The following is a 17,257-nucleotide window of genomic DNA, read 5'->3' as shown; positions in this document are numbered from 1 at the left end:
GTTAGTACGTTCAATACACTGCAATTGTTTCACGAGAGGTAACTTTTTTCTAAAAATTCTCTGTTTCCTTAACAATACACGAAAAATCCATCTGTTTCCACAGCCTTGATATGTAATGGGAACTAAGGCTTAAGACGTAGTCGTCAAGCCTTGTCGAAATAAAGTTTCAATTTTTGCAAAATAAGCAAAAAATGCGTTTTCCATCCCCTAATTGAATAAAAAACGTCATTACTCCCCTATGAAAACCTCCTTTTGGCTCTGTTTTCGAGCCGAAAATTAAGTTTTCGCGATTCGCCAAACAATTTAGCGAAATGTATGGTGGACTTACCCGGGAATACAGTGGCAAGCGCGCTTTCCTGAAAGGGAAAAATTGTGGAAAGCTTTGAACAGATTGCAGACCAGTTTACACCGATGATTTACAGTATCATCCGATCTCTTCACATTTATAAAAACAAGGAGGAATTTTTCCAAACCGGCTTGGTTGCCCTTTGGGAGGCGGCTAATGGCTATGAATCAGGGAAAGGGCAGTTTGAAAGCTATGCGTATCGATATATTAAGGGAAGATTGATGACCGAGTTGACCAAGGCTGCAATCCACGAAGAAAAGATGGTTTACCCTGATGATGAGTTCTGGGAAACGGCCGGCGAATCCTCCATTGGCGACATCCTCTCCAAGCAGCTAATTCTCTCGTATTGCGATTGCCTGACTCCAAGCCAAAGAAAGTGGGTTCTTTATACATGCATACATTGTTTATCCATAAAAGAAATTGCAGAAAAAGAGAATGTGAGCATTTCCGCGGTCAAAATCTGGCGTAAGGAGGCAAAACAAAGGCTAAAAGATAACATACATTTGACCTAACTCCATCATTCTCCTAAACTAGGCAAAATGAAAAAGAGGAGTAGCCGTTTTTAGGCACTCCTCTTTTTCTTCTTATATTGTATCCGATTGGGTAATCGGCATATTTTTCAAATCTACTTTTAGGTCTTCAATCATTTTCTTTGATGTCATTTCGGTTTCAGTTCGTCCCTTTTCATAGGCCTTTTTCATTATTTCTAAAAAAACGCTTTGGCCGTCTTTTTTACTGTTCTCTTTCACTTCGCCATTTCTCCTCCTTTTTCACTCATTTTCACCATTCTATTAAAAAAAGTGTCAAATGTAAATCAGCTTCCAGTATTTACTTACATGGTAATTTTGTGACAAATTTCGACCTGAAACCAGAAATTTCTTTGGATGGTGAAACTACTATTCCCGCTCCTTCTAACTTTGAAACTGGCAAATCCTTTACAGAGGATCTCTGCCCAACCGCCGAGCAGAGATAGTGGCCTGTTTCCTCTCTTCACCGAAAAATATAGTATGGGGTTTCTGTGAAGCGCCGATTTTGGGTATAATGAAAGAATATGGTTTTAGCCCAAAGTGGGTTCCTGGTACGTTGGAAAATAGGTATATACCAGGTTAATCGTTAGGGCGTATAAATTTATGGTCCGTTCCATCCAAAAGGAGGGCGGGAACCGGGTTCATTTTTACAACATGGGGGTGTTCGGATGCGGAATGAGGGATTGGCATTGGTGTCGGAGCGGCTCCGGGATATACTTTCGCCGCATTCCGAGGAGGATGCGCGGCTGATCCAAAAAGGAATGCTTTTGTATAGGCAAGGGCTGGTTTCACAGCTCCGGATTGATGAGGACATAATAACGGCAGCGGTTCAGGACGTGGTACCAGTAAGGGTACGGCTTGAACAGCTGTTCATTGAGATGAGTGAATGTTCATGTCCGGCGCGCGGCCTTTGCCGCCACCAAATCGCAGTGTTCTTCGCTGCTTATGGGCGGGAAGGCAGTGTTGCGGAGTGGATCGAGGATTGGAGGTATCCCGTCCGGGAGAAAAAGGAAGCTGTTAGAATGGGAATGCAGCGCGCCCGCGCCATCATGAAGGCGACTGGAGTAGTGGATCGGGATTATCAGCTTTGGGTAGAGTCGTTTTCTGAGAGTTTCACTTCTATTATGCGATCGAAAAAGCATTTGAATCCGTATGTTGTGGGCGAGCTGTTCGGGGTGTACTGGCGCCGGGTCAGGGCGGGTTCACCGAGCGGCGAGGAATGGGCGCTTCTTTATGAGCTTGCCGGAATTGTGTTTTCATTCCGTGAGCTCGCGATTTTGTCCAGGGAGTTTGGGCATCCGGAAGATACTGCCGAGCGGTATTATGGGCATTTGTTTGCTGAAATGGAAACAGATGCGGGACGAATTGCCAGGAAGCTAGCAAGCCGGGCGTGGCCGCTTTCGTTTGACCCTTTTCTAGAAAAATTGAAGGATGATGCACGGGATTTGCTGACGTCCGTTTCGTTGGTGCCATATGAACGGATATTCCTTTATTTAGGCCTTTGGTCGACCTTATTTAAAAAAAGGGATAGCCTGGAGGCAGAAGCCGTTAAGCTTGCCGAAGCCGGAAACACCCTTTTAGAAGGGGTAAACCGGCATCCTTTGCAAATTGCTTCCGCACATATCCAATTCCTTCAGAAGGAAGATTCCAAGGCGCTGGGATTCCTGGCTGGACTCACTGAACAGCAAATGGCCCCCTACCTCCTGAACTGGATCGATGAATTGTCCTTTCACAAGGAGTGGAACCGTTCCGGCCCGTACATTGAGCTTCTATCCCAGAATTTAAAAAGCACACTGTCTTTCATCAGCGGGTATCAGGGGCGGTCCCAATTTGTCAAAAAGGTGCTCGACTCCGCCATTCCCTATGTTGAAGGGACGGGCCGCAACGACGTTCTGGAACGACTCCTTCAGCAATCTCTCCCCTATAGTTATTATGAATATGGGGGCCTTCTGTTCGAGCGGGGCGATTTTTCAAAGTGGGCTGACCTTCAGGTTTTCATGGGCTATCAATACGCAGACCTTCCAACAGCGAGGCTGAAGGTGCTGGAAAAGGAAAATCCGGACGCGGTGATATCGATGCTGCACCAGGCTGCCGCAAAACAGATTGCAACAAAAAACCGGCCGGGCTATAGGAATGCGGTCCGGCTGTTGAAGAAGCTTCGGACGCTATATAAAAAACAAAAGCGGCTGGATGAATGGGAAACGTTTTTTGAAGAACTATTAGAGCGGACAAGGCGGTTGCGCGCTTTCCATGAAGAATGCCAAAGGAGCAAGCTGATTAATGTATAAAGAGCCGTTAATAAAGTTGATTGTCAGGATTAAGGATGAAAGATGCCTGTTGGCGGCACAAGGAATAAATGGCGGATGGCTTTCCCCCGATGCGTGGAAGTATCCGTTATTCAGCAGCCATCCGGAGAGCTATTACGGGGCATTTCTCGACCCAGTGAAGGAAAGCGGGATTGAAGTGCTTGAGCTGAATGCATGGCAGCTGGCCACCCTCTTTGCCCGAGAATCGTTCAACCGTTTTTTTGAATGGGACTGGGACGAGGCGGCTGAAATCTGCCTCGCTTCGGCACATATACTTTATGAAAGCATCCTTGAAAAGGAATGGCTGCCGGACTTCAAAGCGTGGGAAGCAGGAACGTTTCGCTGGCAGCTCCCAGCAAGGGTGCGTGACGAGTTTGACAGCTCGTTCTGGGAGCAGTATGTAGCCAATGGAAGCTTACCGGGCCCTGCGGGTGGGACGGAGCTAACCGCCTATGATTTTATAGAGGATTTGTACAATCTGGCACTTGATGCTTATCTGACCCGAAATACGGAAATGCGGGAGTTGTTTGGGCCAAAGCTTGAACTGCTCGAAAGCAGGAATATCCCGGCGGCTACTCTTGCTCGGTATTTTGATGAGGATAATTGGCTTGAATGGGTAGGAATTAAGGAAAGCGGAGTCCCTTTCACGGTTGGCCTGCGCCTTGATGAACCCGAAGACGGCGAAGGCTTTTGGCTGCTCGAGACATTTTTAAGGAGTAAAAAGAACCCGGATGAGCTGTACCGGGCTGACGAACCTTCAATTCCTTCCTCATGGAGCCCATTTTTGGAAAAGGCCGCTCGCGAAGAGGAACGCTGGGTGGAGCTACTTCCATCCCTTGGGGTATACGGCAGGATGAAAACTTCCCTTTCCGAAGAAGAAGCTTGGATTTTTTTGACTGAGTCCAGCGAAATCCTGCTGGCACTTGGTGTCGAAATCCTTCTGCCTGGCTGGTGGCAGGCAATGAAGAACGCGAATCTGCGGGTTAAAGCATCACTGAAGGGTACATCGAGCCACCGCCCTTCCTTTGTTGGCCTCAATGCGATGCTTGATTTTAATTGGCGTTTCTCTATGAATGGAGTTGATTTGAGCGAGGAGGAATTCCATTCATTGGTGGAAGAAAAACGACGGCTTGTCTTTGTACGGGGCCGATGGGTCAAACTCGACCCACAGTTCATCCGGCAAATGCAGGAAATCATGAAAAAGGCCGAAAAGGAAGGCCTTCATGTGCGCGACCTGCTTGAACAGGAACTTCTCGAGGAACCTGAAGGCGACGACCTTGAAAACCCGCGTGCTTTTGCAAAGATCCAGATTGAACTAAACCGGCAATGGAAACAAATGATAAAGCAGCTCGGTGAAATTAAGGAAATCCCGCTCGCCAACGTACCTGCCGGGTTGAATGGGGCGCTCCGGCCATACCAGCAGCTTGGTATGAGCTGGCTCCTGTTCCTGCGCAAATTTGGCTTCGGCGCGGTCCTGGCAGACGACATGGGCCTCGGTAAAACGATCCAGCTGATCTCTTACCTTCTTTCGATAAAAGAAACCGCTGAAAAAGGAGCGGATGGCCCATCACTTATAATTTGCCCGACATCCGTGCTTGGCAACTGGCAAAAGGAGCTTGAGCGATTCGGGCCCAGCCTGCGCGTGCATTTGCATTATGGAACAAACAGGCTGAAGGGTGAAGCCTTCGCCGAAACGGCAGCCGGCCATGATGTCGTACTTACATCGTATGGACTGAGCCACCTGGACGAAGAGGAGTTCAACCGGATTGAGTGGTGCGCGATTGCAATTGACGAAGCGCAAAATATTAAAAACGCAAATACGAAGCAGTCACGGGCGGTCCGAAAGCTGCGTGGCCGCCACCATATTGCCTTGACCGGGACCCCGATGGAGAACCGCTTGTCAGAGCTTTGGTCGATTTTAGATTTTACAAACCACGGCTATCTCGGAAGCCTGGGACAGTTCCAAAAGCGCTTTGTTATCCCGATTGAGAAGGATGAAAAAGCTGAAAAAGTCCGTGAGCTCCAAGGCTTAATCCGTCCTTTCCTGTTAAGGCGGACGAAAAAGGATGAAGACGTAGCGCTCAATCTTCCTGATAAGCAGGAGCAAAAGGAATATTGCCCGCTTACCGCCGAACAAGCCTCCCTGTATGAACAGTTGGTCCAGGATACGTTCACACAGCTCGAGAAGCTGACCGGATTTGAAAGAAAGGGCATCATTCTCCAGCTCTTAAGCAAGCTGAAGCAGCTCTGCGACCATCCCGCATTGTATTTAAAAGAATCACGGTCCGAACGTATTGCTGGAGCTTCGAGTGGTGACGAGGGAACTGCCAGCCAGAGAGAAAACGGTACAGCAGCTGAGAAAAGCTCTGCTATTGTGCCAGCTTCCGGAAAAAAACTAAGGGGGGTTTCCTCCACCGGCCGTGACTTGATAACAAGGTCCGCCAAAATGGAGAAACTCGTTGAACTTGTTGACGCCGTACTTGGCCAGGATGAAAGCTGCCTTATTTTTACCCAGTATATTGAGATGGGGGAAATGATCAAAACAGCGCTAAAAAGGAAGTTCGGAATCGATGTGCCGTTTTTGAACGGCAGTGTTCCAAAAACAAAGCGGGATGAAATGATTGCCCAATTCCAGGAGCGCGCATTCCCTGTATTCCTGCTTAGCCTGAAGGCAGGCGGTACCGGTCTGAATCTTACGGCTGCCAATCATGTTATCCACTATGACCGCTGGTGGAATCCCGCCGTCGAAAACCAGGCCACTGACCGTGCCTACCGGATTGGGCAGCAGCGTTTCGTCCATGTCCACAAGCTGATTTGCACTGGGACGCTAGAGGAAAAAATTGATGTGATGCTCGAGAAAAAACAACACCTCAATGACCAAATTATCCAAAGCGAAAATTGGATTACCGAGCTTTCGACTGAGGAATTACGTGACCTTATTGTCCTGAAATAAGCTGGTCCATAGCAAAAGGGAAAAGGCCGCTGAATTGGCAGTTCAGCGGCCTTTTCCTATATAACAGGGGGTTTTTAACAAGTATGCACATTTTAAAAACATATATACATGTCAGTAATGATTTTATTAGGGGACCATAAAACCTCCATTAAAATTCTGACAAAAAAATCCGGCGGGAAGCCGCCGGTGCAGTTGGGGTAGGATTCGAGGGGCAGATTGATTTTGTTTCTGAAAGGGATCATGGTGAAGATATTTTTAAAGGGAGGAGCTCTTAGGCAGGAGCCTAGTCGTAAGTGCCAGGCCAGATGAGGGGACTAGAGGTGGAAGAGGAATCCTTTTTCCTTTAAAGGCAGCTGTGGCAATTGCGTTGGGCAACCGTTGCATGTTCGTTTCCAGTCGTTTTCGTATTCATCAAGCCTTCTTTCAAGCTGAAGAATCCGGCTATGCAGGCTGCTAACATGCTCATTGGTTTTTCCAGTCATTCTAATCAGGCTTTCGAGCAGCAATTCAAGGCTTTCCGCTACATTGCTCTTATTCCTATCCAAAAGGAAATTCCTCCTTGCCACGGGCGGATGGTTCCCTTTCAAAAGTAAACGGAGGCGGTGAAACCGGCTGGGAGTCGTGGAAGGAACCGCTGGCTGGTGCCGTTTCACGCAGAGGCGGATGGAAATGGCCCTGACGCGAATCGGGCTCTGGCTGCGGCCGGTGGAACTGTTCTTGCCCGGTTGTCGGCTCTGGCTGCGCGCGCTGGAACTGACCTTGCCCGACCGGCTGCTCCTGGTGGCGGAATGGAATAGATTCAGTTGAAGGCTCGTTGTTTTGATGGACATCCATCCCGGGAACGGGAACGGACCTTGTATTTTCTGTTTCATGCGATGCTGCTCCTGCCGGCTTGCTACTAAGGAAACGAATCGATTCGGCAACAACCTCAGTCACATATACCCGTTTTCCTTCCTGGTTGTCATAATGCCGCGTATGGATCCTTCCCGTGATGCCGACCACCGACCCTTTCCGGCAATAGTGGACGGTGTTCTCCGCTGCTTTTTTCCAAAGGGTGCATTGGACAAAGTCTGTATCGATTTCGCCATTACTGTTTTTGTATTGCCTGTTCACAGCCAGTATGACATTCGACACCGACGTACCTTCCGATGTGACCTTTAATTCGGGATCTTTAGTCAGCCGCCCTACCAGGGTTACTTGGTTAATCATAGTTCCAACTCCTTTCGTCGATGCGTCCATCTTAACGCCTGAAAGTGAAAAAAGTAAAACTGTGAAAAATGAATTTCGGGGCCGATTTTTGCTAAAAAAAGCGCTTTTCCACGCCTAAATACTCCCTTTGCAAGTGGTTTCCCGCAAATTATAGCGAATTTGGCCACTGGGCAAGTTATTTTTCGACAAAACGGATGCCATCGCTATTTACATTGACTATGATATAATACAGGCAAAATTATTGTAGGGAGAGGTGCTGGAGTGAAAACATTTAAACTGGTGTCACTTGAAATCCTTGATGGTGAGGATACAACCGAAATTCCCTTGGAAAGCGGCCTGATTATTAACAAAGAAGATGTGCATTCCAACTGGCTTCTTGAAGCCTATACAGAGCTTGGCCTTTATGATTATTTTAAGGCGCTGGAGGATGCCGGCAATGAGTTTATTGTACAGGCTGTCATCACGAACAGGGAGAATGATCCGGCTTTTTTCCAGACAAGGGTTTGCTCCTTGAAAAAATTCGAACAGCATATCAGCGTCCTCCTGCAAGGGCGCTTAAGAAAAACAAAAAATAATTATGCGGAAGTCCTCCTCGGCCAATTGCTGGATCAGGGACTCAACGGAAATATGCTATTGGATGAGTTCAAGGATAAAATACAGAGGAAACCGAAGTTGAAACAACGGAAATCCGAGGTTTAATACGTTATCGCAGTCGGGCAGCTCCATTGGGGCTGTTTTTTTAATTTTGGGGATTATTATTGGCGGCTGGCTTGTGGCAGATTTGATTCCTTTCGACAGTGAGGAATTCAATCAAACGTTTGATTGAATTTTATGGAGTGCCCGTCCTACATGGGCTTCGCCAACCATGCGCCTGGGGAATTGTCGGATGCTTGCAGTGAGGCAAGAACTTAATCAAAAAAAGGCCGGAAGCTTCCCTCCGCCCTACTTAATCAACTGTTTCTCCATTATCGATGTTTTTTCATGTTGTTGGTATTGTCATTTGTATCGCTTGGCAAACCATCCTCGTCCACTCTTCCGTCGTTATCCGGATCCACGTCGTTCCCTTTATTGTCATGGATGCGGTCCTGAGGAGGAGGGGGATTTTGTTCATCGTCATTTGTACCGCAGCCTGCGAGAGTAAGCATCGCTGCGAAAATCGTTCCTGCGAAGAGTATGCAAAGCTTCTTCTTCATGGTATAAGCCCCTTTCGCTTTGTCAGTTGTCAGGCCATTGCCTTCTCTTACAATGCCCTAAAATGAAAGGAACTTGCATCAAGGTATGTACGTCCTTTTAAATCCAACAGAGGAACCTGATAAAAAAGCCGAATTTGCTGAAGTTTGGCCGCTTGACCGAATAAGCTGCCTGTTTGACCGAATCCCTCACGAATCGCTCAATATAAAGAACAAATTCCAAAAAACTAAACATACAGTGCCAGTTCCAGTCTTGTAGGAGGGTATGCGGCACTGTATGCTTTAATGTACTACTAAATAAACCATTTCCAGAAATGTAAACCTCATCTAACCTAAAATGAGGAAAAAGACCCAAAATAAAAAGGGCCAGGCACCCAAATGGGACGAAAAATGTCCCACTGTGCGCCTGGCAGCCAATTTATTTTTTCTGGTCGATTAGGGCAAACATGATTTCGACTTCGCATGCGAGTTCGCCATCAACCGTGGCGATTCCTTTGCCTTTTCCCATTGGACCGCGGAAACGGACCATTTCAACTTCAAGTCGAAGCTGGTCGCCAGGAAAGACTTGCTTTTTGAAGCGGCAATTGTCGATGCCCGTAAAAAAGGCTAGCTTGCCGCGGTTTTCCTCACGCTTCAGCATCGCGACTGCTCCGACCTGGGCAAGCGCTTCAACAATCAGGACACCCGGCATGACTGGGAAGTCCGGGAAATGGCCATTGAAGAATTCTTCATTCGCACTTACATTTTTTATACCAACTGCTCGCTTCCCCTCTTCAATTTCAAGAATTTTATCTACAAGCAAAAACGGATAGCGGTGAGGGATGATTTCTTTAATTTGTTTGATGTCAAGCAATTTTAGTACCTCCTCATAATACGAACTAATAGATTCATTTTACGTTTTCCATATAAAAAAAGGAAGGGATATCTCCTTCCTTGATTATTTTTTGGTTATAAGGTCACGGATATGTGTCCATGTCGATTGTTTAAATACATCTCCGGCATCTCCATCCCCAATCACACCATACCCGAACATAGCCCCGCCAACCGCGCAGACGGCAATTAGAAGGATGAACAGGATAATCCTGAGCCAGATTGGAATCAGCCTAATCCGGACATATTTCCTGTTTCCGGTGGCTTTGGCAACTCTCGCCTTCTTTGCTTTTTTATATTGTTCGCGTGTTTTCGGATCCTGCTGCTTATATGAGATAGAAGACATAGTTTACTCCTTTTAAACGGGAATCATGGCCAACACTCTTTGCCATTTCTCCTTTTTAACAATAACGAATCGAACCGATTAAGCCCTATATCACTATTATAAGGAAAAACAGCAAATTAAACATCCTTTTTCACTAAAACCCATATTTAGGAACAAATTTGAACAATTCAAGCCTTTTTATTCTGGTGCACGCAAACATTCCTATATGAGGAAATAAAGGCATCTTCAAACAATATCATGAACTAAATTAACTTTTCATAAAGTCATGCAAAATACAAAAAAGCCCAGCGATCAACTCCGCCAAGCTTCCTGCAACTTTTATCCGAATTTTCTTTTTGCAATCCGGTCGATATTATCGAGCATGACGCCAGTTCCAATAGCAACGCAATCCATCGGGTTTTCAGCCACCAATACCGGTACCTTTAGTTCCTCGGCAAGGAGCTGGTCAATTCCGTGCAAAAGTGCTCCGCCTCCGGTCAGGATGACGCCACGGTCAATGATATCGGCGGAAAGTTCCGGCGGAGTGCGCTCAAGAACACTTTTGGCAGCCTGGACGATTACCGCGACAGACTCACGGAGAGCCAGTTCAATTTCCTCGGAATGAACCGTGATTGTACGAGGAAGCCCGCTGACCATATCACGGCCTCGGATTTCCAATGACTCATTGCGTGAACCTGGGAATACAGTCGCAATCTTTATCTTGATGTCCTCGGATGTCCGCTCTCCGATTAGTAACTTATACGCGCGTTTAATATAGTTCAGGATTTCCATATCAAAGTTATCGCCAGCCATTTTAATGGAAGAGGAAGTGACAATATCGCCCATTGAAAGGACTGCGACATCTGTCGTTCCTCCACCAATATCGACTACCATATTGCCGCTCGGCTGAAAGATATCCATTCCCGCTCCAATAGCTGCCACCTTCGGCTCTTCCTCAAGGTAGATTTTCTTGCCTCCGCTTTTTTCAGCAGCTTCCTTGATTGCCTTTTGCTCAACACTTGTGATGTTCGTTGGGCAGCAGATTAGGATGCGCGGCTTGGATAAGAAACCTTTGACATCGAGCTTGTTAATAAAATATTTCAGCATTGCTTCGGTTACATCAAAGTCAGCTATAACCCCGTCCTTCAATGGGCGGATCGCAACGATATTGCCCGGTGTACGCCCGACCATGCGGCGGGCATCTTCCCCAACGGCTAGAACCCGATTCGTATTTTTATCAATAGCAACAACAGATGGCTCATTCAATACAATTCCACGGCCCTTTACGTGAATAAGCACGTTGGCCGTTCCAAGATCAATCCCAATATCCCTTGCAAACATTGCTAATTCTTTCCTCCTCGAAAAACGGAATCCACATACTGTCCTAATTGTCTATTGTATCATAACGGTTCCGTTTTCCATAACTTTTCCGGAGGCTTATGCGGAAATTTGAAGAAATTTGTTAATTTTTTATGAAGGGTCTTTTTTACTTTACTGGCTCGCTTTCCGCATCTTCTTTCTGGTATTTCATCTTTGTTGCTTCCCCTCCCCGCAAATGGCGGATTGATTTATGGTAATCAAGGATTTCCTTCACTTCGTTTGCAAGCTCGGGACTGATTTCTGGCAATCTTTCTGTCAAATCTTTATGGACTGTACTTTTGGATACGCCGAACTCCTTCGCAATAACGCGAACTGTTTTCCTCGTCTCCACGATATACTTTCCAATCTTGATAGTTCGCTCTTTGATGTAATCGTGCACACCACTCGCCCTCCCTTAGGTTGGATGTGAGAAGTGTGAAATGAGACCCGCTTATCACTTCGACGAAATTCTGCCTCCGCACCTATAAGCTGGTGCGGTCAGAAAGCAGCCGCCTTTTTTACAAAAAAAAGCACTGCCTTCTGGCCCTGTGAGGTCTAAACAAATCTTCGGCTAAATACATATTGTCCGCAAACGACTCCTCACCTCAAACACTCTCTTGTACAGGTTTGTAACAGTTTATTAGCTTGGATAGGCGAATATGCACAAGGGACAAGGCGTACGTGGAAGTTTTTCGGAAAACCTCTAATAATTCTCAAGATTGCTAAAAAACAAAAGACCAGTTTTCCTTATACGGCAAACAATTAGAAGAGCTTTTAAACACGAACCAGGCAAAAGAAGATTCTGCAGCTGAAAGGCAGCGCCAACCGTCTAGAAGGCAAATGTTCCGAGATTTCTAAATTGCCCCCCCTGTAGATTAGTGGAGTTTTCAATTTGTAGGAACAAGGGACCAATTTAGTATGTTATTTTCTTTTCAAGATTTTATTTGATACAATAACCATAGGTTTTTGAGCGTCCCGCTATTTGGCAGCGGGGCACTTTAACATGTTCAATACAGGAGGCTATTATGACTAAATTACGATTTGCCGTACTTGGATGCGGAAGGATCTCATACAAACATATTGAGGCTCTGATTAATAACGCAGAAGACGCAACACTTGTTGCAGTAAACGATATCGTCGAGGAAAAGGCCCTTGAAAGAAAGAAACAATACGAGGATAAATTCCCAAATGCGGATGTCAAGGTGTATACAGATTACATAAAAATGCTTGAAAACGAACAAATTGATGTGGTCACAATTGCGACAGAGAGCGGATACCACGCCAAGCATGCTATTGACTCCATCAACAGCGGCGCCCATGTGATGATTGAAAAGCCAATGGCGCTTTCCGTCGAAGATGCAGATAAAATGATTGCCGTCGCAAAGGAAAAAGGCAAGAAAATCTGCGTTTCCCACCAGAACAGGTTCAATCCCCCAATCCAAAAGCTGAGAAGGGCAATTGAGGAAGGCCGTTTTGGGCGCATTATGAGCGGTACGGCACGGATTCTGTGGACGCGGGATATGAACTACTATAAGCAGGCCCCATGGAGAGGGACAGCTGAGCTTGATGGCGGAACCCTGATGAACCAGTGTATCCACAACATTGATTTGCTTCAGTGGATGCTTGGCAGTTCTGAAATTGAGCGGATCCATGCCGAAAGGGAAACCTTCTTGCGTGATATCGAAATGGAGGACTTTGGCGCAATTCTAATCAGGTTTAAGAACGGTTCAATCGGAATCGTCGAAGGAAGCGCCGTCGTTTATCCGAAAAACCTTGAAGAAACACTGAGCATCTTTGGCGAAAAAGGAACAGTCGTCATTGGCGGTCTTGCAGTCAATGAAATCAAAACATGGCAATTTGCCGACGAACGCGACTATGATAAAGAAGATACAAGCACTGATATTGACAGCGTCTACGGCGAAGGCCATACTCCGCTTTACAAGGATTTCATCGATGCTATCAACAACAACAGGGAACCTCTCGTCAACGGTGAAGAAGGCAAGAAAGCGATGGAAATCATCCTTAAGGCATACGAAGTTTCACCTAAATAAAGATGACAAAAACACAGCCGGCCAGGCTGTGTTTTTGTTATGACACTGGATTTTGGAAAAATGCATAGAAACTTTGGACCCTTCCATGTTCCTTTTGAACCATTATCTCCAGACTTCCTCCAATGTATCGCGAAAAAGGCGGTTAAGCTGCTCGGTCGGGTCATCAATTTTAACATCGAGTGTTTTGGAATAAGCCTCAAGGTGGTTAATTTCCTCTTCAATAAAGTGATTAATTACCCCAATCTTTGGCTCCAGGTCGAGTTCGTCACCGGCAATTTTCCGCTTCAGCAAGATTAAGATTTCTTCTTTTAGATTCCCACTTGGGATGATGTCTTCGACCAGTTCCCTAAACTCCATTGGCGGAACTGTATTGTATTTTTCAATCCATTTTGCCGCCAGTATTGGGCGGAGTACGTAAAAGTACTTCTTGATTTTTACGGAAGAGCCTTGGAGGTAATCTCGGTAATTCCCCTTGGCCATATTCAAATAATGGTGGATGCCCGAAGCCGGTGAGTAAATGCTACTGTTCAGTGCCCTCAATTTATCGGCTGTTGTGCCGAAATGGTAATAGACAATGCCAGACCGGAGCCACTCGAGCAATGGGGGGTTGGATTTCCGAAATAGCCTCAATGCCTTTGTAAGCTCCCAGCCACTGACATCCAGCAACCCATCAATCGGAATGGAAATAGGGTCGTGCGCCGGAATTTCAATTACATCCCTTTTCTGGTCGATCGATAAATACCAGTCCTTTTGATGAATGTAGATAAACCGAACATCGTAATCGCTGTCTTTTGATGGAAAACCCCAAGCCCGGCTTCCAGATTCACAGGCAAACAATATTTTGATTTTGTAATCTTTCTCGATTGTTTCAAGAACTTCACGAATATGCTCTTTCAAAAGAATCCCTCCTATCTTTTAAAATTGGCTGGGCTAAAATCGACTGTATCAGCGGTTGCGGATGATTTATCCAGCCGAAACACCTGGTTTATCCCACTCTTAACAGGCAGTAAGACCCCCTACTGATGGAAGGTTCACTTTATCAGCATTTGCATGGACTCTATCAGCCGATGGAAGGCTTTTATCAGCGGATGTAAGGGGTTAATCAGCATCCAAAGAATTTACCCATCCCCACTGGGTTTCTCATTAGTATAACAAAACCAGGGAGTCGGTCCCCTGGTTCATTTACTAGATATAAATCAAATTTTATAGCCTAATAGGTTTTATTTATCACCGTCAAGACCGTTTCAGCACACAAACCAACTCCAAACGGTCATGAGAATCCTCCGAGTCAACCAAATCACTCTTAATTACTACTCCAGCACCTCAATTAACACCTTCACCGCATCAAGCAGATCCCTGTCGCTCCAGGACGGAATGGTTTTTTTACCGGCTACCGCAAGTTCATGCGATGCCGGGATATGGACGAAGCCAGCCGGTATCCGATTATTAGCGGCAGCCAGTTCATGGATTGCCGAATACATGACATTGTTGCAGAGATATGTTCCGGCAGAATTTGAAACCTCGGCCGGAAAACCGCTTTCCTTCAATGAGTTTACCATCCGCCTAATTGGGAGAGTTGAAAGATAGCCGTCCGGCCCGCCTTCGACAATCGGAGCGTCCTCTAACGCAACCCCATTGTTATCAGCGGCGCCGTCCCGGCAATTAATCGCAATCCGTTCGGGCGTAATTGATGAGCGGCCGGCGGCAAGGCCAAGTGAAACAATCGCATCGGGCTCTGTTTCTCGCATTTTTTTCAAAAGCCGCTCTGAAGCTGAATTGTAGTCAACCGGCAATAACAGCCCTGTAATTTTATATCCGCCAACTTCCTGGCCGTCCAACGCCGAAACAATTTTTGCGGTCGGATTAATCGGAAAGGACAAAAATGGCTCAAAGCCTGTCAAAAGCAGGTTTTTCATTAAAAATTCTCCTCCTACCAGCTAGCAATGCTTCCATCGGTCCGGTGCTCGGTACCGCCCGTCAGCACGCCGGTCTTCGGATCCCGGACAATAATCTGTCCGCGCCCGAAGCCGCCTGAGTCATAGGCAACCGTAATCGCATGCCCTTTGGCGGCAAGCTGCTGAATTACATAATTCGGGAACTCGTGCTCCACATCGACCCTAAGCCCCTCGATCCACTGCCAGCGCGGCGCATCCAGGGCTGCCTGCGGGTTCAGGTCGAAATCAACCATATTCATTACGACCTGTACATGCCCCTGCGGCTGCATGAAGCCCCCCATCACGCCAAAAGGCCCGATGGCTTCCCCGTCCTTCGTAATGAAGCCTGGAATGATTGTATTGTAACTCTTTTTCCCCGGCTGGAGGCAGTTCTCATGGTCCGGGTCGAGCGAAAAGTCGACACCCCTGTTCTGCATTGCTATCCCGGTGCCTGGCACCACAATCCCCGAGCCAAAGCCCATATAATTGCTCTGGATAAAGGAAACCATGTTCCCTTCCCCGTCAGCGGTTGCGAGATAGATGGTGCCTCCTTTTGGCAAGCTGCCGGGCTCCGGCACCTGGGCTGTTCCTTGTATATTCGCCCTTGCGTTACTCGCATACTCGTCTGATAAAAAGTCCTCTACTTTCGCCCTCATTGTGCGAGGGTCGGAAATATATGCCTTGCCATCGGCGAAAGCCTGCTTCATCGCCTCAAGCTGAATATGAATGGAATCCGGACTTTCGCGGTGCGTAAAATTGTATTCTTTTAAAATATTCAATGCCATCAGGGCAATCAGTCCCTGCCCATTCGGCGGGATTTCCCAAACGTCATATCCTTTGTAATTGACGGATATCGGTTCGACCCACTCCGCATGATAGGCTGCCAAGTCCGATTCGCCAAGGAAGCCACCTGCCGCTAGTGAAGCCGCGGCAATTTTTTCGGCAAGCCGGCCACGGTAAAAGCTTTCTGCCTTTGTCTCCGCAATTTCCCGGAGTGTTTCGGCATGGTCGCGCGACTTCCAGATTTCCCCTGGCTCCGGCGCCCTGCCGTCTGGCGTAAACAACCTGAACCATTCATCGAATTCCGGTCCGTTCAGCCTTGTCTGAAAAATTTTATGCGCCCGGGCCCAGTACTTCCCTGTTATTGGCGATAACGGAAAGCCATTTTCCGCATATTCGATCGCCGGACGTAAAACCTCTGTTAGAGGCAGCCGGCCAAACCGCTCGGACAGCATCGCCCAGGAAGACGGTACTCCGGGAACTGTGACAGGGACCCAGCCGGCCAAAGGCATTTTATCATGCCCCAACTGCTTTACCTTATCAATGGTAATACTTTCGGGAGATGGACCGCTCCCATTCAAGCCGTAAAGCTTGTTCTTTGTCCAAACCAGTGCGAATGCATCGCCGCCAATCCCGTTTGACGTCGGCTCGACCACCGTCAGGCAGGCAGCCGTCGCAATGGCCGCATCAATCGCATTCCCTCCCTGCTGAAGGATGCGCAGCCCGGCCTGGGCCGCAAGCGGCTGCGATGTAGCAACCATTCCGTTTCTCGCAACCGCCGCCATCCGGCGTGATGCAAATGGATAATTTAGTAGTGACAAACCCTTTTCCCCCCGGCAAAAGAACATAGTTTTTTAAAAACATTGCCTTCTGTTGACACTTGGAGCCATGGTTTCAAATTGGTAAAACTGGAAATACTTCGTTACACGAAAAGTATACCAAATGACCTATCCAGCTGTCTAAAGGTTCTGAAAAATATTATTTTAGTTTATGAGTATTACCATTAAGAATAAGGAGGCTTCAATGAGGCAGTTTTCGCGAGTGCATTGGTGCTACTTGGGACAGTGCCATGAAGACACTTTCATATGAGTTTTCCCCTTAAAACTGTCTTCATCTGCTTCATGAAGACAGTTTCAATTGCTTTTCCCCCTCCAAACTGTCTTCATCGCGTTCATGAAGACACTTTGAATTGCTTTTCTCTCTCAAAACTGTCTTCATCCGGGAGATAAAAATAACTCTCACTGGACAAAACCTGTTAAACAACACACCGGATTACTCCCATTTCCCAAAAGTGAAAGGACTTATCCTCCGAAGCCAAAACAAAAAGGCGGGAAATAACCCCGCCTTCCTAAAGGGGCACCATCGAATCGGATGGTGCTTTTTCATTTCCATCATGGTCAACCACTG

The 17,257-nt window shown here is 46.9% G+C and carries 16 protein-coding genes; 5 read left to right on the top strand and 11 right to left on the bottom strand.

All coding sequences use genetic code 11. The annotated features are described in order from the left end of the window. The first annotated feature begins 372 nt into the window (after positions 1-372). The gene (locus tag AR337_RS10110; RefSeq protein ID WP_059171890.1) at positions 373-858 is read left to right on the top strand and encodes a sigma-70 family RNA polymerase sigma factor; all 486 of its coding nucleotides are present in this window, start codon (positions 373-375) and stop codon (positions 856-858) included. Between the two features lie 72 nt (positions 859-930). On the opposite strand, the gene AR337_RS23115 is transcribed toward AR337_RS10110, so the two are convergent. Beyond that, positions 931-1,095 carry a hypothetical protein gene (locus AR337_RS23115; RefSeq protein WP_156424359.1) on the bottom strand — a complete coding sequence of 55 codons (165 nt, stop codon included), beginning with the start codon at positions 1,093-1,095 and terminating at the stop codon, positions 931-933. Between the two features lie 446 nt (positions 1,096-1,541). Between AR337_RS23115 and AR337_RS10105 the strand changes: the two genes are divergently transcribed. Continuing rightward, the gene (locus AR337_RS10105; RefSeq protein ID WP_059171889.1) at positions 1,542-3,161 is read left to right on the top strand and encodes an SWIM zinc finger family protein; all 1,620 of its coding nucleotides are present in this window, start codon (positions 1,542-1,544) and stop codon (positions 3,159-3,161) included. Continuing rightward, the gene (locus AR337_RS10100) at positions 3,154-6,132 is read left to right on the top strand and encodes a DEAD/DEAH box helicase (RefSeq protein WP_059171888.1); all 2,979 of its coding nucleotides are present in this window, start codon (positions 3,154-3,156) and stop codon (positions 6,130-6,132) included. Before AR337_RS10105 ends, AR337_RS10100 begins: the two co-directional genes overlap by 8 nt. A gap of 314 nt (positions 6,133-6,446) precedes the next feature. Here AR337_RS10100 and AR337_RS10095 read toward each other — a convergent pair whose 3' ends face one another. Both AR337_RS10095 and ssb read right to left on the bottom strand, forming a co-directional pair. After that, positions 6,447-6,677 (bottom strand): hypothetical protein, encoded by a 231-nt coding sequence (locus AR337_RS10095; RefSeq protein WP_059171887.1) that lies wholly within the window; start codon positions 6,675-6,677, stop codon positions 6,447-6,449. Then, complete coding sequence (gene ssb / locus AR337_RS22695; protein ID WP_082686919.1) at positions 6,670-7,341, bottom strand: single-stranded DNA-binding protein; 672 nt, start codon at positions 7,339-7,341, stop codon at positions 6,670-6,672. The genes AR337_RS10095 and ssb overlap by 8 nt, the downstream gene beginning before the upstream one ends. 261 nt (positions 7,342-7,602) lie before the next feature. On the opposite strand from ssb, the gene AR337_RS10085 reads away from it, so the two are divergent. Beyond that, positions 7,603-8,040, top strand: a complete 438-nt coding sequence (locus AR337_RS10085) for a YwpF family protein (protein WP_059171886.1) — start codon at positions 7,603-7,605, stop codon at positions 8,038-8,040. A 266-nt stretch (positions 8,041-8,306) separates the two neighbouring features. On the opposite strand, the gene AR337_RS10080 is transcribed toward AR337_RS10085, so the two are convergent. From AR337_RS10080 to spoIIID, 5 genes are all read right to left on the bottom strand, one after another. Further along, entirely contained in the window at positions 8,307-8,534 is a 228-nt protein-coding gene (locus AR337_RS10080; RefSeq protein WP_059171885.1) for a hypothetical protein, read from the bottom strand. Between the two features lie 415 nt (positions 8,535-8,949). Next, the gene (gene fabZ / locus AR337_RS10075; RefSeq protein WP_059171884.1) at positions 8,950-9,384 is read right to left on the bottom strand and encodes a 3-hydroxyacyl-ACP dehydratase FabZ; all 435 of its coding nucleotides are present in this window, start codon (positions 9,382-9,384) and stop codon (positions 8,950-8,952) included. Between the two features lie 84 nt (positions 9,385-9,468). After that, complete coding sequence (locus AR337_RS10070; RefSeq protein WP_059171883.1) at positions 9,469-9,747, bottom strand: DNA-directed RNA polymerase subunit beta; 279 nt, start codon at positions 9,745-9,747, stop codon at positions 9,469-9,471. A gap of 318 nt (positions 9,748-10,065) precedes the next feature. Continuing rightward, entirely contained in the window at positions 10,066-11,067 is a 1,002-nt protein-coding gene (locus AR337_RS10065; RefSeq protein WP_059171882.1) for a rod shape-determining protein, read from the bottom strand. A gap of 145 nt (positions 11,068-11,212) precedes the next feature. After that, positions 11,213-11,485 carry a sporulation transcriptional regulator SpoIIID gene (spoIIID, locus tag AR337_RS10060; protein ID WP_053368343.1) on the bottom strand — a complete coding sequence of 91 codons (273 nt, stop codon included), beginning with the start codon at positions 11,483-11,485 and terminating at the stop codon, positions 11,213-11,215. A 625-nt stretch (positions 11,486-12,110) separates the two neighbouring features. On the opposite strand from spoIIID, the gene AR337_RS10055 reads away from it, so the two are divergent. Further along, a complete protein-coding gene (locus AR337_RS10055) occupies positions 12,111-13,136 on the top strand; it encodes a Gfo/Idh/MocA family protein (protein ID WP_059171881.1) in 1,026 nt (341 codons plus the stop codon). Between the two features lie 102 nt (positions 13,137-13,238). Here the strand turns inward: AR337_RS10055 and AR337_RS10050 are convergent, their stop codons facing one another. From AR337_RS10050 to AR337_RS10040, 3 genes are all read right to left on the bottom strand, one after another. Beyond that, the gene (locus AR337_RS10050; RefSeq protein WP_059171880.1) at positions 13,239-14,033 is read right to left on the bottom strand and encodes a nucleotidyltransferase domain-containing protein; all 795 of its coding nucleotides are present in this window, start codon (positions 14,031-14,033) and stop codon (positions 13,239-13,241) included. Positions 14,034-14,446: 413 nt separating this feature from the next. Then, positions 14,447-15,052 carry a pyroglutamyl-peptidase I gene (locus AR337_RS10045; RefSeq protein WP_059171879.1) on the bottom strand — a complete coding sequence of 202 codons (606 nt, stop codon included), beginning with the start codon at positions 15,050-15,052 and terminating at the stop codon, positions 14,447-14,449. Between the two features lie 14 nt (positions 15,053-15,066). Next, positions 15,067-16,671 (bottom strand): gamma-glutamyltransferase family protein, encoded by a 1,605-nt coding sequence (locus AR337_RS10040; protein ID WP_156424358.1) that lies wholly within the window; start codon positions 16,669-16,671, stop codon positions 15,067-15,069. Positions 16,672-17,257 lie beyond the last annotated feature (586 nt).

The organism is Bacillus sp. FJAT-27445, assembly GCF_001510665.1.
Lineage (GTDB): Bacteria > Bacillota > Bacilli > Bacillales > Cytobacillaceae > Bacillus_D.
Note: the sequence above shows the minus strand (reverse complement) of the source record. Positions and strands in the feature narration are given on the sequence as shown.